Genomic DNA, 19,846 nt, shown 5'->3' on the forward strand with positions numbered 1-19,846 from the left:
GTCGACCTCGCGGACGGTCGCGCCGGCGTCGGCGAGATCGGCGACCGCGTCGCCGACCGTTTCCCGGACGATCGGTTCGACGGGGGCGAGATCCAGCTCCGGACTGTACGCGACCGAAATCTCGTCGGCGGGGCGGTCGACGGCCGCGAGAAACGCCCCGTCGTCCTCGGCGGCGGGCGCGCTGAACGGATCGCGGTGGTCCGGCCCCGCCATCACCTCGAGGGCGAGCGCGACGTCTTCCGGCGAGCGGGCGATCGGCCCGCCGACCATGAACGGCGAGTGGGTGTCGAACGCGTCGAGCCGGGAGTTAGAGGGCACGCGGCCGTGGGTCGGCTTCAGCCCGACGACGTTACAGCACGACGCGGGTACCCGGAGCGAGCCGCCGATATCGGAGCCCGTCGCGATCGGGACACAGCCCGCGGCGACCGCGGCCGCGGAGCCGCCTGAGGAGCCGCCGGCGGAGCGCTCGCGGTCGAACGGGGTCGCCGTCGCGCCGACCAGCCGGTTGTCGGTCTTGATCGTGTGCGCGAGCGCGGGCGTGTTGGTCGTCCCGACGATCACCGCACCGGCGGCCTCGAGGCGTTCGACGACGATCGAGTCCTCGCCGGCGACGTTCTCGGACAGCGCCGCGAGGCCGAGCGTGTTTCGGACGCCGGCCTTGCGGTCCCGGAGGTCCTTGATCGCGACCGGAACGCCGTGGAGGGGACCCGGATCTTCGGTCCCGCCGTCGCCGTCGTTAGTATCGTCGGCCGTTCGATCGGCTTCTCGTGCCCGCTCGCGTGCCGACTCCTCGAGTACGGTGACGAACGCGTTCAGTTCCTCGACGGCCTCGATTCGCCCGAGCGCTGAGTCGACCGCCCCCTCCGCGGAGGCGTCGCCGGCTCGAATCGCTGACGCGAGCGCTCGAGCCGAGGGTACATCGTCCATGCGTACTGTGACCAGTTCGTTCGAAATAAACTCGATGGCGTCGGCGGCGCTCGAACGGGAGCAGGCGACGACGCCGAACGAATCCACACTGAAGTACTCGAGTCCCGATCTCCGAGTATGGAAACGGTCCGCGTTCTCTCGGACGACGACGTCGCGTCGGTGCTCGACCTCGAGGCGCTGCTCCCGATCGTCGCCGACGCGCTCGAGAAGCAACACGCCGGGGCGGTCGAACGGCCCGAGCGGCCCCACTACCCGATCGGGACGGGGCTCGATCCCGACGCGCCCGACGAACCGACCGGGACGGGACTTTGCATGCCGGCGTACATTCACGGGAACGAGTACGCGGCGACGAAACTCGCCACCGTCGTCGCGGACAATCCCGACCGGGGTCTGCCGACCGTCTCCGCACAGATCGCGCTCACCGACGCCGAGACGGGCCAGCCCGTCGGCTACCTCGCGGGGAACCGGATCACCAGCGCCCGAACGGGCTGTATCGGCGGCCTCGCCGCTCGCGAACTCGCACGCGACGGCCCGATCGAACTGGGCGTCATCGGCGCCGGAACGCAGGCGCGCTGGCAGACGCGAGCCATCGCCGCCGCGACGGGCATCGAACGCCTCGAGTCGGTTCGCATCTACTCGCCAAGCGACTCCCGAGTCGACTGTGCGCGCGACCTCGAGTCGGCCCTCGGCGCCTCGGTCTCGGCGACGCCGGTCGAGACCCCTCGGGAAGCCGTCGAGAACGCGACGGTCGTCGTCACCGCGACGACGAGCACCGAACCGGTGTTCCCGGGCGACGCGCTCGCGTCGGGGACGCTCGTGATCGCCGTCGGCGCCTACACGGCCGAGATGCGGGAACTCGACGCGCCGACGGTCGACCGTGCGGCTCGCGTCATCGCAGACGTGCCCGCCGAGGCCCGCGAAACCGGCGACCTGTGCGAGCACGACGACCTCGCAATCGATTCGCTCGGCGCCATCCTGGCCGGCGACGTCGGTCGGCACTCGCCCGAGGAGATCGTCGTCGTCTCGAGCGTTGGCACGGCCGTTCTGGACGCCGCAGCCGCCGACTACGTCTTCGCGCGCGCACTCGAGAACGACGACGGAACGACGAGTCCGCTCTATAGTAGTCAGTGAAACGATTTACACACCGATCGCAATGCAGTCCTGCGATCGGGTGTGCATTGACTTTCACTGACTACTATAGTGGCGGTCCAAGCCTGAACTGATGGGGCGAATCATGCGGTGTGGTCCGATTCGACCCATCAGTCGACGGTTGGAACGGTACTAGCCACGACACTGAAATAGCCGCTGCCCAAAGTGGGAGTCGAGTAGCTGTCGATGAACACGACGACGGTGCGAGCCCGCGAGCTGGGCCGAGAGATCGAGTCGGTACCGCCGCGGGCCGACGGTCGGGGTGGCGAGCCGTGACGCTGCGATCCCTTCCGGAGGTCGACCGCGTCACCGACGCGTTCTTCGCGCTCGATACCGACTTTCGCTTCACTTACCTCAACGAGCGCGCCGAAACGCTGTTAAAGCGCTCCCGGGAGGAGTTGATCGGGCGCGTCATGTGGGACGAGTTCCCCCAGACCGTCGAGACGCAGTTTCCCGACGGCTTTCACCACGCGATGGACGAGCAGATCCCCGTCTCCTTCGAAGTCTATCACGCCCACCTCGAGACCTGGTTCGAGGCGCGGGCCTATCCCTCCGAAAGCGGCCTCTCGGTGTACATGCGCGACGTGACCGAGCGAAAGGATCAGGAGACGACGCTGGCCCAGCACGCGGCCGTCGTCGAGGCCGTCACCGACGCGGTCGTCACGCTCGACCGGAACAGGGAGGTCGTTACCGTCAACAGGGCCACCGAGGAGGCGATCGGGCTCGAGCGATCGGCGCTTCGCGGCGAACACGTCGAGACGCTCATCGACGAAGCCTGCGTCGCCGACGAGGTCGCAATCGAGATCGGCCGCGCGATCGCCGATATCGACGTCGGGTCGGCGCTCGAGCGAACCGTCGAGGTGCCCTTTACCGATGCTGACGGACGCGATCGGATCGGCGAGGCGCGGTTCGTCCCGATCGAGGACGACCTCGCGACCGTCGCCACCGTAATTCGCGACGTGACCGACCGCCACGAGTACGAGCGGGTCGTCACGTCGCTCCACGAGGTTACCCGCTGGCTGCTCGAGTCCGACGATCCGGAGGAGATCTGTGCGATCGCGGTCCACGCCGGAAGCGACCTGCTCGATCTGCCGATCAGCGGCGTCTGGCTGTTAGACGAAGAGCACGGCTACCTCGATCCGGTCGCGGGCACTGCCGGCGCACACGACGAGTTCGGCGGCCTTCCCCGATTCAATCCGGGCGAGGGACTCGTCTGGGACGTCTTCGAAGCCGGCGGCGTCGAACGGTTCGACGATTTGCGGACGATCGACGACATCTACAACCCGGAGACGCCGATTCGCTCGGAGATCATCGCCCCGATCGGCACCCACGGAATCCTCATGACCGGCTCTCGCGAGCCTCACCGCTTCGACGAGACCGACGTCGATCTCGTCTCCACGCTCGTCGAGAACACCCGTTCGGCGCTCGATCGAGCCGACCGCGAGCAGGTTCTGCGCGAACGGTCGGCCGAACTCGAGCGCCAGACCGAACGCCTCGAGGCCGTCGCCGAGGTGCTCTCGAGCGATCTGAAACAGCAGCTTTCGAACGTCTCGGACGCGCTCGAGGCCACGGATCGCGCGACCGAGGCGTGGGAGTTCCCGCTCGAGGAGGACTCGGTCGACGCGACGCTCGATCGGGCCGAGGACCTCGTCGACGATATTAGGGCGTTCGCTCGAAACGCCTCGGCCGTCGGCCCGCGGGATCGGATCCAGCTGTCGGCGGCGATCGACGACGCCCTCGAGCGATCCCAACTCGACGACGAGTGCGTCGTCGTCGAGGAAGAGGCAACGCTCCGGGCGGACGGCGATCGGTTCGCCTCCCTCCTCGAGACGGCGTTCGACGACGCTGCGGCCCGTGCGGACGGCACGGTCACGATTCAGGTCGGACTCGTCGGAATCGACGCGAACGACCGGTCGCGCGGCTTTTTCCTGCTCGACGACGCCGCCGAGATCCCTCCGACGGCCCACGAGCACGTCCTCGATCCGACGCGTCGCGTGCGCCCGGACGGTGACGACGATCGAGACGGTGGCGAGATCACCGCCGCCCGGTCTAACGGACTGGGGCTCGCGCTCGTTCGGGCGATCGCCGAGGCCCACGACTGGACGTTGACCGTCGCCAACGGCGAGAACGGGGGAACGAGACTCGAGATTCGCGACGTGACGACGCTCGAGCGCGACGCCTAGACGTTAGACCGGCCGTCGCCGTCACTCGGTGTCCTGATCCTGCAGAATCGAATCGCGTGCGATGTCCTGACAGACCCGGCGGTAGCCGTCTTGCTCGAGAAGTTCCTCCATCGTGTCGTTGACCTGGACGCGGAGGACGGCCAGTCGATCCTGCAGCGTGTCGTACTCCCGACTGGACTTTCGCTCGGCGTCGGTCTTCTGTGCGTCGAGCAGCGCCTTCTTCGAGGCCAGCGCGAAAAGCTCCTGCAACTGGTCGTCGTAACTCGAGCGCAACAGCAACTGGTCGACGATTCGCCGGAGTTCGTCCTTCGAAACGGGTTTGACGAGGTAGTCGTCGAACCCCATCTCGACGATGTCGAAGTCGGGTTCGACGGCCGTCACCATCGCAACCCGACAGTCGAGTCCGCGATCGCGGATCGCGGTGAGAATGGTGTCCCCCGAGATCCCCGGCATTCGTCGATCGAGCAGAACGACGTCGACGGTGTCGTCGATCGCGTCGAGTGCGTTTTCCCCCTCGTAGGCCGTCTCGACGTCGTAGTCGGACTCGAGCCACGCTGCGTACAGATTTGCGAGGTCGGGCTCGTCCTCGACGACCAAGACGGACGGTGTCTCAGTAGCCATCCACGTGTTCCCCCGAACTATCGGTTCGTCGGAGGAATCGTACCGCGGGTATATCAATATACCGGGGGCATCGACCGTTCTCGAGCGCTCTCAGCAGTCGCCTCCTCGAGCGCTATCGCGAAAAAGACGGACGCGAGGCGGGGTCGAGTCGTCGGTCAGCGGTCGGCCGGTCGTCTCACTCGAGTTCGCGTTCGATCGTCTCTCGGTGCGCCGCGATGTCGGCGGCCGTGAGTTCGATCTCGCGGTCGCCGACGGCGAGTTCGAGGCGGCCGTCGGCGGTCGCCGCGCCGAGTTCGAGGACGGGGGCGACGCCGTCGAACGCCGCTCTAACGGCGTCGGGATCGGTCGTCTGGATCAGCGCGCGGCCCGGCTGTTCGTGGAACAGCGCCGCGGCGACGGGGTCTGCGGCCGACGCCGCCGTCGGAATCGAAACCTCGAGACCGGCCTCGTCGGTGACCATCTCGGCCAGCGCGACGGCGAGTCCGCCGTGGCTGACGTCGTGGACCGCGAGCGTCGCCTCGTCGTCGGCGACGGCCGCGAGCGTTTCGACGACTGCGGCAGGGTCGTCGGGCAGCGCCGGGAAGGCGTCGCTGCCGTCGAACTGCGCGAGGTACTCGGAGCCGCCGAGGCGAGCCTCGCCGTCTGGGGCGCCGTCTTCGGAGCCGAGCGCGAGGTCGCCGACCAGCACGAGCGCGCTCCCCTCGTCGGGCGTGACCGACAGCGGCGGGGCGTCGTAGCCCGCTTTCGTGCCGACCATCGCGAGCGTCGGCGTCGGCGGGATCGGGCCGGCGACGGAGTCGTTGTAGAGCGAGACGTTGCCGCCGACGACCGGCGCCGACAGCGACGAGCACATGTCCGCGAGGCCGTCGACGATTCCTTCGAAGCCGCCGTAGACGTCCGGCTTCTCGGGGTTGCCACCGTTGAGGCAGTCGACGGCCGCGAGCGGCGTCGCTCCCTTTGCGGCGATGTTCGTCGCGTTCTCGAGGGCGACCGCGCGAGCGCCCTCGTAGGGCGCGGCGGTCGTCCAGTTCGGCGCGGCGCCGGACGAGATGGCGAGGCCCTGCTCGGCCTCTCGGATCGCGATGATCGCCGCGTCGTCGCCCGGTCCGACGCTCGTGCGGACGCCGACCTCGTGGTCGTACTGGCGGTAGACCCAGCGCTTCGAGGCCGTGTTCGGACTCGAGACGACGGCCTCGACGGCCGACTCGAGGTCGACCTCGGGAAGGTCGGTCTCCGGCTCCGCGGGCTCCTCGCTCGGGAGGTCGTTCATCGGCGCGCCCTCGCCCAAGAAGTAGGCGTCGACGTCGACGACGGTCTCGCCCTCGAAGGTGCAGGTGTAGTTCTCCGCAGTGACGTCGCCGATGACCGAACAACCCAGATCGAAGCGCTCGGCGATCTCGCGAACGCGATCGACGTTCTCGGGTTCGACCTCGTAACACATCCGCTCCTGGGACTCGGCGAGCAGGATCTCGAGTGCGTTCATGTTCGGCTCGCGCTGGTGGACGCGCTCGAGTTCGATGTGGGCGCCGAGGCCGCCCTTGGCGACGAGTTCGCTCGAGGCGCCGCCCAGTCCGGCGGCGCCGAGGTCGCGGGCGGACTCGATCAGGCCCTCGTCGATCAACTGCTCGTTGGCCTCGATCAGGAGCTTCTCGGCGTAGGGGTCGCCGACCTGGACGGCGGGTCGGTCCTCGGTTTCGGCGTCTTCGGCCAGGTCCTCGCTGGCGAAGGAGGCCCCGCCCAGTCCGTCGCGGCCGGTTCCGTTTCCGACGAGGACGAGTTTGTTGCCGGGCTCCTGGGCTTCGGCGGTGACGAGTCGCTCCTCGTTCGTCAGTCCGACGCAGGCGACGTTCACGAGGGGGTTGCCCTCGTAGTCGGGGTGGAAGTCGACGCTGCCCGCGACCGTGGGGACGCCGATGCAGTTGCCGTAGTGGCTGATCCCCTCGACGACGCCCTCGAACAGGTACTTGGAGTGCTCGCGGTCGAACCCGCCGAAGTACAGCGAGTCGGCGAGCGCGATGGGGTAGGCGCCCATCGAGAGGGTGTCGCGGACGATGCCGCCGACGCCCGTCGCGGCGCCGTCGAACGGATCGACGTAGGAGGGGTGGTTGTGGCTCTCGATGCCCATCGTGATGTAGGTCGACCCTTCCTCCGCGCCGCCGTCTTCGCTTCCCGGCAGCGCGACGACCGCCGCGTCGTCGCCCGGTCCGATGACGACCTGCTCGCCCTCGCTGTCGAAGGCCGACAGCAGCGGTCTCGAGGAGCGGTACGCGCAGTGTTCGCTCCAGAGGTTCTCGAACAGCGCCGCCTCCGCCTGGGTCGGCTCGCGGCCCAGTTCGTCGACGACGAGTTCGCGGTCCGAATCGGCAAGACTCATTCACCTAGGTGGTGAAAGTCGGTGGGTAAATGGGTTTCCATATGCACGTTCGTGTATCGACATCGGTGGCCGCGTTCGGACATGGGGACTGTCAGGATATCTTCCGTCCGTGCCGACTCACCGATAACGGGCGAGAATGGGCGAGATGGTGCTCGGGTGCCACCGCGATCCGCGGTCGCCGCTCGCGTTCGAGGCGATCGCCAAAATCGCGTAGAATAGCGTTTCGAGTGCCGGAGAAAGCGCAGTGAATCGGTGTCGGTTCTCAGTCTTCGAGCGTCTCCTCGTCGAGCCAGGACCCCGCCCAACAGCCGATCTCGTCGAAAACGGGCTCGAGGGATTCGCCCTTTGGGGTCAGGCTGTAGTAGGTCGCGACGGGGGCGTCTTCCTCGAGACGACGTTCGACGAAGTCCATCTCGCCGAGGTCGTCGAGTACCCGGGAGAGGGTCCGGGCGTTCGCGCCGGTCGAGCGCTTGAGTTCGTTGAACCGTTGTTCGCCCTGAAGGAGTTCGTGGAGGACCGCCAGTCGCCACTGGGAGCCGATCTGCTCGAGCGATTGGATGACCGGACAGGCGTCGACGCTGTCGTCGTCGGCCCCGGCTTCGGCATCTTCGTCGCGGGGATGGGGTTGTTGCGATGACATCGCGTGCTGTGCCCGCCTACGCCGTCGGCCGCTTTAGCAGTTCGGGTTGGAACCAGCTAACATCGTGTTAGCTGGTAGCGATCCCGTCGCGACCCCGGGCGTTGCGAAGGGAGCCGCGGCTACTCGACGAGCAGCGCCTCGAGTCGCTCGAGGGCGCGCAGACAGACGGGCGCGTAGCCCGTCGCCGTCGGCGGCAGTTCGAAGGCGATCCGACACCGGTTTTCGCCGAGGTCGTCGACGCGGTGGGTCGCACCCGGCAGGCCGAGCAGCCGCCAACTCCAGCGGCCCTCGTCCGGAGCGAACGCCGTCACTCGAAACGGGATCCACGCGCCGAGCGCTCGGATTCGGCCGGTCGTTCCCCGCCGGATGCGGCGGTCGCTCGCCTCGACGTCGGAGACGATCGGCGACCACTCCGGCCAGCGCGTCGTGTCGACCAGCGCGTCCCAGGCGTCGTCGGCCGGCGCTTCGAGGACGTGGGAGGCCTCGAGTCGACGCCCGTTCGGCGCGGTCGTCCGCTGGAGGCGTGTCATGCGTCCCCCTTCGTTCCCATCGGATATGGGAATTTGTACTGCGGAGGGCGTGCTCGGACTGGCCCGTTGACTTCGATCGCCTCACTCGAGTCGCGAGAGGTCGCCGTACAGCTCTCGGTTCTGGATGTGGGTACAGAACTGCGCACACGACCGGCAGAGTTCGTCCGCATCCTCGAACGTTCGGACGCTTCCGTCCCATCGTCGCTGGACGGCACCGAGCATCGCACTGCGGACGTTCGGTTCGGTAGTAACGAGAAACCGGTCGGCAGCAGCCGGCGGTGTGGCCGCCGCCGGCTCACCGTCTATCCTCCCGAGAAGGTCCTCGAGGACGCTCCCGATTTCGATTCCGACGCCGAGGTTGTCGCCGACGGCCGGTGCGATGAACACGGTCGCGTTACTCGCGTTGGCGAACTCGATGCTCTGTGTCGCCGCATCCATCTCCTCGAGGTCGATTCCGACGTCGATCGCGAGAAACGCGTTGAACCCGCGGTTCCTGAGGCAGTCACGCGTCTCTTCTAACAGTCGCAGGACGTCGTCTTCTGCGTACTCACCCGTTGATTCGTCCCAGGTTGCAAACGACGGCAGCGACTCAGAATCGGGATCGACGTCGTCCGGTAGCAGCGATTCCACGTCGAACGTTCGATACGGCCCCATCAGATACACCAGGAACCGTTCTCGTCGAACCGGTGCCAGCGCATCGGAATCGTTGACGTTTCGCTCGAGCCGATCGATAACGCGTTGCCGCATTGACTACTCGTTCCAACCGATTGTATATAAAAAGGGGCGTTTTCGGCAGTTCTCTACTAGGGAATAGCTAAGTGCGCTCCGCCCGACGTTCGACCAGGGGAACGCAGATGGGAGATACGACCAACCGTTCCGCAGATGAGACGGTACGGACGCCCGACCCGCCGCTGCCAGCCGACAGCGGACTGGAGCTAGAGGAATACCTCGATATGCAACGAGCGATCGGTCATCCGGCCCGGTATCAGTTACTGCGAACGCTCGTCGCGAACGACGAACTGAGCGCAACCGCGTTCGCCGACGCAGTCGACGTCGAGTCGCACAATTTTCACTACCACCTCGACGAGCTCGTCGACGTCGGTCTCGTCGACAGGCGAAAACGTCGCACCCCGGATAGCCACGGCTTCTACACCTACTACCGTCCAACCGCGATGGGACGCGCAATTCTCGAACACGGCGTCGACGAGCTGATGCGCCGCGAGCGCGAGTTCGACGACGCCTACGCCTGATCCTCCAGCGGACGCCGTTCCGCTCGACAGTCGCGGTCTCGAGGACGGGTTCTGACTCGGAACGTTCACCAGCCACTAGACTTTACTGGGGTGGCTCCCTCCGACGGGACAACGAATGGCGATACTCGAAGTCGACTCCCTCCGCAAGACCTACGGCGGCTTTACGGCCGTCGAGGGCAGCACGTTCGCGGTCGAGCGCGGCGAGGTGTTCGGCGTCGTCGGCCCCAACGGCGCGGGAAAGACGACCACGCTGAAGATGCTCGCCGGGCTCGTCGAGCCCACCGACGGCACCGCCGTCGTCGCGGGCCACACCCCCGGCGACCCCGAGATGGCCCGGCGGCTCGGCTTTCTCCCCGAGGAGTCCCCGCTCTACGAGGAGATGACGGCCAGCGGCTACCTCGAGTTCTTCGCGGACCTCTACGACGTACCGCGCGACGTCGCCCGCGACCGTATCGATCGAACGCTCGATCGACTCGAGCTCGAGCACCGCGACCGACGGCTCGGAAACGTCTCGAAGGGGATGAAACGCAAGGTGGCGATCGCGCGGGCGCTGGTCAACGATCCCGACGTGTTGATCTTCGACGAGCCCGCGTCGGGACTCGATCCGCTGACGACCAACTATATCATCGAGTTCACGCGCGAGCTGAGCGAGGAGGGGAAGACGGTCATCTTCAGCGCGCACAACCTCTTTCACGTCGAGAGCGTCTGCGACCGCATCGTGATCATGAACGACGGCCGCATCGTCGCCCGGGGCGCCGTCGACGAGATCCGCGACGCCCACGGCGGCACCGAGTACCACGTGTTCGCGACCGTCGACGCCGGCGGCGGCGTGCGCGAGCCGGCAGTCGGCGCGGATGCCGATGCAACCGATTCGATCCGGCGATTCCGCCACGCCGTCGACGATATGGCTGGTGTCGAGTCGGTCCGTGAAACTGTCGAGCGCGAGGGCGGACGGATCGTCGACATCCAGACGGAGACGCCCACCCTCGAGGAAATTTTCCTCGAGGTCGCGGGCGGTTCGGACGGGAGCCAGGCGACGCGTCGCGAGTCGATCGACGGTTCTGCGGCGACGGCCGACGGCGAGGGCGGGCCGACCGACGGCACACAGGCGTCGAGCGACGACGAGGACGCGGCGGAGGCCGAGACGTGACCGACGGCCGCGACGACGCGTCTCGAGATCCAGCGGACGACGGCGGTCGGCTCCGCGGCGTCCTCGAGCGAACGGCGCGGATCGCCCGGTGGGAGGTCTCCCGCAGCGCCGGCACCGTCGATCGAAAGACCGTCCTCGTCGTGGTCGCGATCCTGTTGACCGTCGGCGTCGTCGGCTTCGCCGTCGCGGACGACGGAATCGGCCTCGAGGACGACCTCTACGTGATCGCCGTCGACGAGGAGAACCCCTACTACGAGGTCGCCGACGAGAGCGAGTCGTTCAGACCGATTCCGCTCGACGACCTCGAGCTCTCGGACGGAAACGAGGCGAACGCCGACGTCGCGTTACGGGAGAACCGAATCGCCCACTACGGCGACCACGGCGAGGCCGCCTACGCCGCGTTCCGCGATGCGATCGACGCGTACAACGAGCAGCGAATGAGCGAGGAAGACGACCAGACTGCCGCCTATCCGGTGGTAGTCGACCTCGAGTACGTCGACCGCGACCTCGAGGAGGTCGGCGGAACGGACGGCCAGACGGACGATGCCGGCGGTGACGATCCGGCTGACTCGAGCGACGATTTGGGGTCGGGTTCTGATTCAGGCGCTGACGACTCGAGCGGCGACGGTGACGACAGCGATGACGGGGCTACCGACGGAGACGGGACGGCCGGCGACGACTCGAGCGCCGACGACGGCCAGCTCGCGGTTCCGGACGTCGGCAGCGGCGGCTCCCTCGAGGAGAGTTCGGGTCCGCCGGGGTCGATCTCGCCGCCGTTTCCGTTCCAGTCCCTGCTGCTCGCGTTCCTGTTCGTCGTCCCGATGAACTTCGTCATCCAGGCCTACGGGAGCACGATCATGGACGAGCGGGTCAAGCGCCGCGGGGAGTTGCTGCTGGTCTCGCCGGCCTCGAGTTCCGAGATCGTCGCCGGGAAGACGCTGCCGTACCTGTGCGGGCTCGCCGCCGTCGTCGTCGCGATCTCGCTCGCGGTCGGCGGCGGCTGGCTCTCGGTGCTCGCCGCGGTGCCGATCGCGGCGCTGTTCCTGGCGACGACGTTCGTCGGGGCGATGCTCGCGCGCTCGTACAAGGAGCTGACGTTCGTGACGGTGACGATCAGCGTCTTCCTGACGGCCTATACGTTCATTCCCGCCGTCTTCACCGACGTGACGCCGATCGCGCTGATCTCGCCGCTCTCGCTGATCGTGATGGATCTCCAGGGGGAGTCCGTTGGGCTCGCGGAGTACCTCTTCTCGACGGGGCCGTTCTACGGCAGTGCTGCGGTCTGCTTTCTACTCGGCCTCGGCGTCTACCGCGAGGAGGACATGTTCGCCCAAAAGTCGTTGCCCGCGAAGGCGATCGACGCGGTCGCGAGCCGCGTCGGCGGCTACCGGAGCGTCCCGCTGCTCTCGGCGCTTTTCATCCCGCTCGTCTTCGCGGCCCAGCTGCTCGTCGTCGCCGTGCTCTTCGCGGTCCCCGAGGCGATCGCGCTGCCGGCGATCTTCGTCCTCGCGGCGGCGGTGGAGGAACTCGCCAAGAGCGTCCATGTCTACGCCGGCTTCGCTCGCTCGAGACTCGAGGCCACGCTCGGCGTCGCCGTCGTCTGCGGCGTCCTCTCGGGAGTCGGCTTCTTCGTCGGCGAGAAGGTTACGCACCTCGCGCAGTTCGTCGGCCTCCCCGAGCTCACGGTCGGCGTCGCCGCCTTCGGCCCGGCGCTCTCGAACGACCCGCTCGGCTTCCTCGTCGTCTTCTTCACGCCGATGGTTTTACACGTCGTGACGGCCGTGATCGCGGCCGTCGGTGCGAGTCGCGGACCGACCGCCTACGCGATCGGCTTCCTGACGGCGACGCTCGTTCACGCGGCGTACAACCTGGGGGTGATCCTCCTTGTCGCGTGATCGCGATCGGACGCGCGATTCCGACGGCGCCCCCTCAAGCGACGGCGGGGAGTCGACGCCCGTCCAGCGGGGCCCGAACCCGCCGACGCCGACCGAGAGCGACGGTGGTCGCAGTTCGCCGTTCGGCCCGCGCTGGGCGATCGTCCGCCGCGAACTGCGGTCGCTGCGCTCCGAGAAGACGATCGTCCTCGCGCTGGCGATCCAGCTCGTCATCGCCGGCTTCTCGTCGTTTCTCGTCGTCGGCCTCGTCTCGCTGTACGATCCGAGCAGCGTCGACGGCCAGGGCTACGAGGTGGCGATCACCGGAACCGACGAGGAGACCGTCGAGCGACTCGCCGCGCTCGCCGACGAGCGGGACGGAATTCAGCCCCGCCTCGCCGACGGCGACGGTGCGAGCGAGGCGTTCGATCGCGGCGAGGTCGCGGCCCTCCTCGAGGTGACCGAAACCCCCGACGGACGGCTGGCCGTCGACGCCAGCGTGCCCGACGAGGGACTCGAGACGACGCTGCTCGTCGTCCAGCTGCAGGAGGTACTCGAGACCCTCGAGCACGACGAGCGCGTGGCTAACGCCGACTCGCTCGAGACCCAGCCCCTGCCGACCCCCGAGGAGGTCGAGGCGAGCCCGTACGTCGAGTTTACCTACACGATCCTCGTGCCGCTGTTGGTGTTCCTGCCGGTGTTCATCAGCGGCTCGATCGTCGTCGACTCGCTGATCGAGGAGCGCTCGCGGGGGACGCTCGAGTTGCTTCGGGTGAGCCCCCTGTCGGTGCTCGACGTCGTCGACGCGAAGCTGCTCTCGATCGCGGCGCTGGCACCGCTGCAGGTGATCGCCTGGCTCGCGTTGCTCTCGGTCAACGGCACCGGCATCGCCGAACCGACGGCGCTGATCGCGCTGACGGCGGCACTGGCGTTGCTGATCACGACGGCCGGCGCGGGAATCGCCCTCCTCGCGCCCGACAGGCGTCAGGCGCAGCTGAGTTACTCCGTCGGGATCGTCGGCCTGCTCGTCGTCGCGGCGCTGTTGCCCGAACACCCGGCCAACACCGTCGCCAAGCTCGCGATCGGCTCGCCGACGACGGTCACCTGGCTCTCGCTCGCCGGGTACTGTCTGCTCGCGGCTGGCGCCTTCCTCGCGGTGAGAGCCGGACTCGAGCGCCGGTCCGCGGACGATCTCTGAACGCTCTCGGCGCGCATTCCCGTCCGTTCCCGTTTGTTCCCGTTTCCAGGCTATTCGGAGCGGATCGAATCTCTATCTCGTCGTGATTGTTAAGTCGACCGAGACGAACCGTTGCCTACGTGCCATCAGACACCACACGACGAGGCGTCATCGCCGGCGCGCTCGCCGCCGGCATCGGCGGGCTGACGTTTACCGGCGCGCGCGAACTCCTCGAGCAGTTCGCGCCGCTGTCGGGGCGGGCCTGGGACGCGGCGGATCGAACGCCGTCGTCGACGGTCGAGAGCCCCTACGGCGAGGCGACGCTTCGGTTCGACGCCGACGGCGTCCCGCACGTCGAGGCCGACGACGAGGCCGCCGCCTACTTCGCCGTCGGCTACGCGCAGGCGTTCGATCGGCTCTTTCAGCTCGACCTCCAGCGGCGGGTCATGCGAGGGCAACTGTCCGAGGTCGTCGGCGAGGCGACCCTCGAGGACGACGAGTTCCACGCGCGGATGGACTTCGCCGGCGCGGCCGAAGCGACCTGGGAACACGTCGCCGAGACGCCGGCGGGCCGGCTCGTCGAGGCTTACGCCGACGGCGTCAATCGGGTGATCGAAACCGAGCAGTTGCCCCTCGAGTTCGAGCTGCTCGACTACGAACCACGCGAGTGGACGCCGGTCGACTCGATGCTGATGGAAAAACAGATCTCGTGGGATCTGACGGGCAACTTCGGCGAACTCCGGACGGCGCTGGTCGCGGACCGCCTCGACGAGGGTGTCGCCGAGGACCTGTATCCCGAGCGCATGGACCACGACGTGCCGATCCTCCGCGAGGAGGTGTTGGAAAGCGCGGAGCGATTGGACGGCGGCGGAGATGAAGCGAATACCGACGCCGCCGACGCCAGCGGAGCGACGACAGCCTCGATCGAGGGCGGCTCGAGCCAGTCCGACGAACGCGAACGAGGTGCAGACCCGGACGCCGCGGTCGGCGCGGGACTCACGCGCTGGCTTTCGAAATACGAGTCGCCGACCGGCGTCGGTTCGAACAGCTGGGTCGTCTCGGGCGAGCACACCGAGAGCGGGCTTCCGATCGTCGCCTACGACCCCCACCTCACGCTGATGGCGCCGCCGCTGTGGTACGAACAGCGCGTCGAGACGCCCGAGCGGTCGGTCCGCGGCGCGACCTTCCCCGGCGTCCCGTTCGTCATCGCGGGCGCCAACGACGCCGGAACGTGGTCGTTCACCAACGTCGGCGCCGACGTCCTCGACTGCTACGCCTACGAGATCGACGACGACGGCGAACGCTACCGCTACGACGGCGAGTGGCGCGAGTTCGAGACCGAATTGCGAACCCTCGACGTCGCCGGCGGCGACGATCGAGACATTACGCTCCGCAAGACGGTTCACGGCCCGCTCCTCGAGCGCGAGGGGCGGACCGTCGGCGTCGCCTGGACCGGCCACACCGCGACGCGAACGACCGAAGCGATCGAGGAGTACGGCCGCAGCGAGGGCCTCGAGGACCTCCTCGAGTCGACCCGGAAGTTCGACCTGCCGACGCAGAACCTCGTCTACGCGGACGCGGACGGCCGAACCCTCTACTACGCGACGGGGAAACTTCCGATCAGGGAGATCGACGGCGAGGCCGTCGCCGGCAACCGAATCTTCGACGGCTCCGCGGGCGAGGGCGAGTGGGAGGGCTTTACGCCCTTCGGCGAGTCCTCGTGGGACGGCTTCGTCCCCTTCGCGGAGAAGCCCCACGCGATCGATGCGAACGTGCTCGCGACAGCGAACCAGCGCGTCGTCGACGACCCCGAACACTACGTCGGGGTCGATTACGCGGCCCCCTACCGCGGCGCGCGGATCTACGACCGGCTGGACGCCGCCCTCGAAGGTGCTGGCGACGACGGCGGGGACGCGCCGGGATCGACCGACCTCGAGTTCCACCGCAAACTCCAGGCCGACGCGTACGACCTGCGGGCCGACCAGCTTCTGCCCGAACTGCTCGCGGCGCTCGCGGACGCCGACGCCGACACCGACGGACGACTCGAGGACGCCGCCGCGACGCTCGAAGGCTGGGACCGCGGTATGGACCGAGATAGCGAGGGTGCGCTCGTCTTCGCCCGCTGGATGGACCACTTCCGGCGGCTGACCGTCGAACCGCAGTTCGCGGACGCCGACCTCGACGAGTCCCACTACCCGGGCGATTGGGCCGTCGCGACGCTCGACGACGACAGCGACCTCTACGACGACCGATCGCGCGCCGAGACAATGGTCGCGGCCCTCGAGGCCGCGCTCGAGGAACTCGACGACGAGGGCTGGGAGCGCTACGGCGACTGGAACACGACGCGGGCGATCGAACACCCCTTCGCCGTCGAGGCGCCGTTTTTCGACTACGACGAGCGGCCGCTCGACGGCTCGCGAGCGACCGTGAACAACTACCGGGTCGCAAGCGGCGTCGGCGCCAGCTGGCGGATGGTCGTCGAACCCGGCGGCGACGCGACGGCGATCCTCCCCGGCGGCAACTCTGGCGACTACTTCTCGGCCCACTACGGCGACCAGCTCGATCGCTGGATCGAGAACGAGCAGAAGCCGATGGAACGTGAGACCGACGCCGACGTCGCCGTCGAGTTCACGGAGGGGTCGTCGTGACCGGCCCCGACTCGAGCGATTCGGACGCCTCGGGCGGTGCGAGCGGGGCGGCGGGATCGAGCGCAACCGACACCCTGACGAACCGAAGCGCGGTCGCGCTCGAGCGCGTCAGAACCGAACCGGGACCACACGTCGCGGCCGTCGCGGTTGCGGTCGCGCTCGGCCTGCTCGCCTCGTGGCTCCACTGGGCCGGTCTGCTCGTCGGCGGGGCGCTCGTCGGATTCACCGCACCGTCCCTTCCGCGGGCCGTCGTCGGCGGCCTCGGGTTCGGCGCGGTCGCGCTCGTCGTCTTCGCGCTCTCGCTCGGCGACGCAACGTTGACCGTCCTCGAGATGACGCCGGTCGTCTACCTGGTCGTCGCCAGCGCGTTCGGACTGCCGGTGCTCGGGTCGCTCGCCCGCGGACTCGAGTGACCGGCGGCGCGGACTCGAGACTCGAGACTCGAGACTCGGGTCAAAAAACGACGGTGGACAGCAAACTGCTCAGTCGCGGCTGAAGACGCGTTTGATTCGCGAGACGATACCGTCGTCGTTACCGTTCGCGTTTCGGTCGCTGTCTTCTGCCATAGGCACTCGGGAGTGACGACCGAACCGGCCAAAAAAGTGACGGTTACTGTACCTGTTCTCTCTCGAGTCTGTTCCGAGCTGAACGCGAGCGAAGCGACCGCACAGCGTTTTTCTCGACGGCGGCCGTCGCCCCCGTATGGAGTACACGACGCTCGGTTCGACCGGCATGGAAGTCAGTCGACTCTGTCTGGGCTGTATGAGTTTCGGCTCGAGCGACTGGCGCGAGTGGGTACTGGAAGACGAGGAGAGCGAGGAGATCATCGAGCGGGCGATCGACCTCGGGATCAACTTCTTCGATACGGCAAACATGTACTCGCGCGGCGAATCCGAGCGAATCCTGGGCGAGGCACTCGAGGGCTATCGCGATCGGTCGGTCGTCGCGACGAAAGGCTACTTTCAGATGCGCGACGACGATCCGAACTCGGGCGGGCTCTCCCGGAAGGCGATCGAACAGGAACTCGCGGCCAGTCGCGAGCGGCTGGGAATGGAGACGATCGACCTCTACCAGATTCACCGCTGGGACGACGACACGCCGATCGAGACGACGCTACGAGCGCTCGACGACGCGGTCCGACGGGGCCACGTCCGACACGTCGGCGCCTCCTCGATGTGGGCCCACCAGTTCGCCGAGTCGCTCTATACGAGCGACGCGCTCGACCTCGAGCGGTTCGTCACGATGCAAAACCACTACAACCTCGTCTACCGCGAGGAAGAACGCGAGATGCTGCCGCTCTGTGCGAAAGAGGGCGTCGGCGTGATGCCGTGGTCGCCGCTGGCTCGCGGCTATCTCACCCGCCCCCACGAGGAGATCGACGCCACGAAACGCGGCGAGACGGAAGAGAACATGTACGATCACCCCTACCGCGAGGGCGGCGGCCGGGAGATCAACGAGCGCGTCGCCGAACTCGCCGCCGAGAAGGGCGTGACGATGGCCCAGATCGCCCTCGCCTGGTTGCTCCACAAGGACTGGGTCGACGCGCCGATCGTCGGGACGACGAGCGTCGAACACTTAGAACAGGCCGTCGAAGCCCTCGATATCTCGCTGTCGGCGTCCGATATAGCCTACCTCGAGGAGCCCTACGAGCCAGTTGCGGTGTCCGGTCACGCGTAGTCGGAACTCGAGATCGAGCGCATCGATCGCGGACTGCCCACCGGGTAGAACGAGATACTTCACCCCGATGGTGGCGCCGTTCAGAGACTAAATGTCCTCTCACACGGACATAAATATGTCCTAGGAATACTAGTAAATAACCAACGCCGATATCGTTTAACCATCTATGGAGAACATCTCTATTACATATTGCTAGTAGATAAATCTTATAAGTGAAAATACTGGAACACAGGATGGCATGGTGTTGCTATCCGCCCCAATCCGAGCGCGATCGCATCCGGCTAACCGACTCGAAACGCCAGCGAGAGGTGTCGAACCGACATGACTACCGAATCGATCGAACAGCAGTCGTCGTTCATCGAGACGTTCGTCACGCGAAGCGAGTATCTGTCGTGGCTCGACGTCTGCATCGAGGAGGAAGGACGCGAATCCGTGACGGCGAGTCTGCCCGCATCGGAGCACGTGTTCAATCCTGCACAGGGGACGACACCCGCGATAAACGGTGGCGTCATTAGCTCGCTCGTCGACGTTGCCGGCGGGTTCGCCATCTGGACGGCGTGTACTGACGAACAGATACAGCTAACGACGACCGATATGAACGTCTCGTTCCTGCAGCCTGCGAGAACCGACCTGACGGCCACCGCCGAGGTCGTAAAGATCGGCGACACTATCGGCGTCGCGGAGATCGTCGTCGAAAGTGCCAGCAAAGCCGACCCAGTCGCGACCGGTCGAACGACCTATTACATCGATTCCGACTCAGAGCAGGACTGACCGAGTTGCAGGCTCGAGCGAACCCGACGCAACCGACACACCACGCGAACGACTGGTACGAATTACTGTCGTCGATTACCGCCGATCGCCAGAACGGGTCGGTGATCGGCGGTACATAGTTCCAGCACCCCGTCCGACTCACGGGAGTTGATCGACGGCCTCGAGCAGGTCGTCTTCGGTCCGCCACCCGTAGAGTCGGTCGTCCGCCTCGAGCAACTCGAAGACGCCGTCTTCCATCCAGCCGTAGGGGTGGTCCGCGTCGGCCTCGGGATACTCGCGCTTGAGCACGTGACTTTTTTCGTAGTACGCTTCGGTGCCGACGAGCAGCCCCTGTTCGACGAGAAAGCCGCTCGGCTCACGTTCGGCGACGCCGACGATGTGGGTCACCAGGTCGGCGATCACGCAGAACTTTTGGATGCCGTTGTTCCAGCCGCCGCGAACGTCGGACATGAGGAACGCGTAGCTGTCCTCCCGGCGATTCAGGCGGTCGACGACCAGTTCGAGTCGGCGTCGCTGGTCGGCGTCGTAGTTCCCGAGGACGAAGTACGATCGCTCACGCTCGTACAGCGGCGTCAGTTCACTCAGCGCCCCCAACAACGCCTCGTTGTCCGCGAGCGTAAGCGAGTCGTCCTCGAGTCGCTCGCTCGCACTCGTCAGGACGTCGTCGGGAACCGGCGGCGACTCGTCGGTCATACACCGCTATTCAGACGAGACCGAAATAGGAGTTACACGAAGTTGAGGAGAAAGCCCACGACTTTAGTCGTGGGATGAATCCGAAAAATGATCACACACTCCACGAGAGACAGCAGGCCCGAGTCTCCAACGTCAAACAATAGTTTCACATACACTTCTCTCGCACATGTTGATGATGAAGC

17 protein-coding genes are annotated in these 19,846 nt (G+C 66.9%); 10 read left to right on the plus strand and 7 right to left on the minus strand.

Translation table 11 applies throughout. From position 1 onward, the window contains the following. Positions 1–927, minus strand: a 927-nt coding sequence (locus tag C493_RS01065; RefSeq protein WP_161606873.1) for an amidase, incomplete at its 3' end; no start/stop codon positions are given. Between the two features lie 117 nt (positions 928–1,044). Here C493_RS01065 and C493_RS01070 point away from each other — a divergent pair. Next, positions 1,045–2,058 (plus strand): ornithine cyclodeaminase family protein, encoded by a 1,014-nt coding sequence (locus tag C493_RS01070; RefSeq protein WP_007257535.1) that lies wholly within the window; start codon positions 1,045–1,047, stop codon positions 2,056–2,058. Positions 2,059–2,348: 290 nt separating this feature from the next. Further along, the gene (locus C493_RS01075; RefSeq protein ID WP_007257536.1) at positions 2,349–4,259 is read left to right on the plus strand and encodes a PAS domain-containing protein; all 1,911 of its coding nucleotides are present in this window, start codon (positions 2,349–2,351) and stop codon (positions 4,257–4,259) included. 21 nt (positions 4,260–4,280) lie between these two features. Here C493_RS01075 and C493_RS01080 read toward each other — a convergent pair whose 3' ends face one another. The 5 genes from C493_RS01080 to C493_RS01100 all read right to left on the minus strand — a co-directional run bounded on the left by C493_RS01080 (position 4,281) and on the right by C493_RS01100 (position 9,171). After that, positions 4,281–4,880 carry a response regulator transcription factor gene (locus C493_RS01080; RefSeq protein ID WP_007257537.1) on the minus strand — a complete coding sequence of 200 codons (600 nt, stop codon included), beginning with the start codon at positions 4,878–4,880 and terminating at the stop codon, positions 4,281–4,283. A gap of 175 nt (positions 4,881–5,055) precedes the next feature. Further along, complete coding sequence (gene purL / locus C493_RS01085; RefSeq protein ID WP_007257538.1) at positions 5,056–7,254, minus strand: phosphoribosylformylglycinamidine synthase subunit PurL; 2,199 nt, start codon at positions 7,252–7,254, stop codon at positions 5,056–5,058. Between the two features lie 262 nt (positions 7,255–7,516). Further along, the gene (locus C493_RS01090; RefSeq protein WP_007257539.1) at positions 7,517–7,894 is read right to left on the minus strand and encodes a winged helix-turn-helix transcriptional regulator; all 378 of its coding nucleotides are present in this window, start codon (positions 7,892–7,894) and stop codon (positions 7,517–7,519) included. Positions 7,895–8,013: 119 nt separating this feature from the next. Further along, positions 8,014–8,424 carry an SRPBCC family protein gene (locus tag C493_RS01095; protein WP_007257540.1) on the minus strand — a complete coding sequence of 137 codons (411 nt, stop codon included), beginning with the start codon at positions 8,422–8,424 and terminating at the stop codon, positions 8,014–8,016. A gap of 81 nt (positions 8,425–8,505) precedes the next feature. After that, on the minus strand, positions 8,506–9,171 hold the full coding sequence (locus C493_RS01100; RefSeq protein WP_007257541.1) for a DUF7509 family protein: 666 nt from the start codon (positions 9,169–9,171) through the stop codon (positions 8,506–8,508). Positions 9,172–9,278: 107 nt separating this feature from the next. Between C493_RS01100 and C493_RS01105 the strand changes: the two genes are divergently transcribed. The 8 genes from C493_RS01105 to C493_RS01140 all read left to right on the plus strand — a co-directional run bounded on the left by C493_RS01105 (position 9,279) and on the right by C493_RS01140 (position 18,971). Further along, complete coding sequence (locus tag C493_RS01105; protein WP_007257542.1) at positions 9,279–9,674, plus strand: winged helix-turn-helix domain-containing protein; 396 nt, start codon at positions 9,279–9,281, stop codon at positions 9,672–9,674. Between the two features lie 115 nt (positions 9,675–9,789). Beyond that, the gene (locus C493_RS01110) at positions 9,790–10,824 is read left to right on the plus strand and encodes an ABC transporter ATP-binding protein (protein ID WP_007257543.1); all 1,035 of its coding nucleotides are present in this window, start codon (positions 9,790–9,792) and stop codon (positions 10,822–10,824) included. Then, entirely contained in the window at positions 10,821–12,719 is a 1,899-nt protein-coding gene (locus tag C493_RS01115) for a hypothetical protein (RefSeq protein ID WP_007257544.1), read from the plus strand. Before C493_RS01110 ends, C493_RS01115 begins: the two co-directional genes overlap by 4 nt. Continuing rightward, positions 12,709–13,896, plus strand: a complete 1,188-nt coding sequence (locus C493_RS01120) for an ABC transporter permease (RefSeq protein ID WP_007257545.1) — start codon at positions 12,709–12,711, stop codon at positions 13,894–13,896. The genes C493_RS01115 and C493_RS01120 overlap by 11 nt, the downstream gene beginning before the upstream one ends. Positions 13,897–14,015: 119 nt before the next feature. Beyond that, positions 14,016–16,523: a penicillin acylase family protein gene (locus tag C493_RS01125; protein ID WP_007257546.1), complete on the plus strand. Its 2,508-nt coding sequence runs from the start codon at positions 14,016–14,018 to the stop codon at positions 16,521–16,523. Next, the gene (locus C493_RS01130) at positions 16,520–16,936 is read left to right on the plus strand and encodes a hypothetical protein (protein WP_007257547.1); all 417 of its coding nucleotides are present in this window, start codon (positions 16,520–16,522) and stop codon (positions 16,934–16,936) included. The genes C493_RS01125 and C493_RS01130 overlap by 4 nt, the downstream gene beginning before the upstream one ends. A gap of 289 nt (positions 16,937–17,225) precedes the next feature. Continuing rightward, complete coding sequence (locus tag C493_RS01135; protein ID WP_007257548.1) at positions 17,226–18,200, plus strand: aldo/keto reductase; 975 nt, start codon at positions 17,226–17,228, stop codon at positions 18,198–18,200. Between the two features lie 321 nt (positions 18,201–18,521). Beyond that, positions 18,522–18,971, plus strand: a complete 450-nt coding sequence (locus C493_RS01140; protein ID WP_007257549.1) for a PaaI family thioesterase — start codon at positions 18,522–18,524, stop codon at positions 18,969–18,971. A gap of 138 nt (positions 18,972–19,109) precedes the next feature. Here C493_RS01140 and C493_RS01145 read toward each other — a convergent pair whose 3' ends face one another. After that, entirely contained in the window at positions 19,110–19,664 is a 555-nt protein-coding gene (locus C493_RS01145; RefSeq protein ID WP_007257550.1) for a hypothetical protein, read from the minus strand. Positions 19,665–19,846 lie beyond the last annotated feature (182 nt).

The sequence above is a fragment of the Natronolimnohabitans innermongolicus JCM 12255 genome, assembly GCF_000337215.1.
GTDB classification, from domain to species: domain Archaea; phylum Halobacteriota; class Halobacteria; order Halobacteriales; family Natrialbaceae; genus Natronolimnohabitans; species Natronolimnohabitans innermongolicus.

What these genes read in the sequence shown, in the direction of transcription:
- C493_RS01070 (WP_007257535.1), top strand. Translation starts at nt 1,045, where the DNA reads ATGGAAACGGTCCGCGTTCTCTCGGACGACGACGTCGCGTCGGTGCTC.
- C493_RS01080 (WP_007257537.1), bottom strand. Translation starts at nt 4,880, where the DNA reads ATGGCTACTGAGACACCGTCCGTCTTGGTCGTCGAGGACGAGCCCGAC.
- purL (WP_007257538.1), bottom strand. Translation starts at nt 7,254, where the DNA reads ATGAGTCTTGCCGATTCGGACCGCGAACTCGTCGTCGACGAACTGGGC.
- C493_RS01090 (WP_007257539.1), bottom strand. Translation starts at nt 7,894, where the DNA reads ATGTCATCGCAACAACCCCATCCCCGCGACGAAGATGCCGAAGCCGGG.
- C493_RS01095 (WP_007257540.1), bottom strand. Translation starts at nt 8,424, where the DNA reads ATGACACGCCTCCAGCGGACGACCGCGCCGAACGGGCGTCGACTCGAG.
- C493_RS01100 (WP_007257541.1), bottom strand. Translation starts at nt 9,171, where the DNA reads ATGCGGCAACGCGTTATCGATCGGCTCGAGCGAAACGTCAACGATTCC.
- C493_RS01105 (WP_007257542.1), top strand. Translation starts at nt 9,279, where the DNA reads ATGGGAGATACGACCAACCGTTCCGCAGATGAGACGGTACGGACGCCC.
- C493_RS01110 (WP_007257543.1), top strand. Translation starts at nt 9,790, where the DNA reads ATGGCGATACTCGAAGTCGACTCCCTCCGCAAGACCTACGGCGGCTTT.
- C493_RS01135 (WP_007257548.1), top strand. Translation starts at nt 17,226, where the DNA reads ATGGAGTACACGACGCTCGGTTCGACCGGCATGGAAGTCAGTCGACTC.
- C493_RS01140 (WP_007257549.1), top strand. Translation starts at nt 18,522, where the DNA reads ATGACTACCGAATCGATCGAACAGCAGTCGTCGTTCATCGAGACGTTC.
- C493_RS01145 (WP_007257550.1), bottom strand. Translation starts at nt 19,664, where the DNA reads ATGACCGACGAGTCGCCGCCGGTTCCCGACGACGTCCTGACGAGTGCG.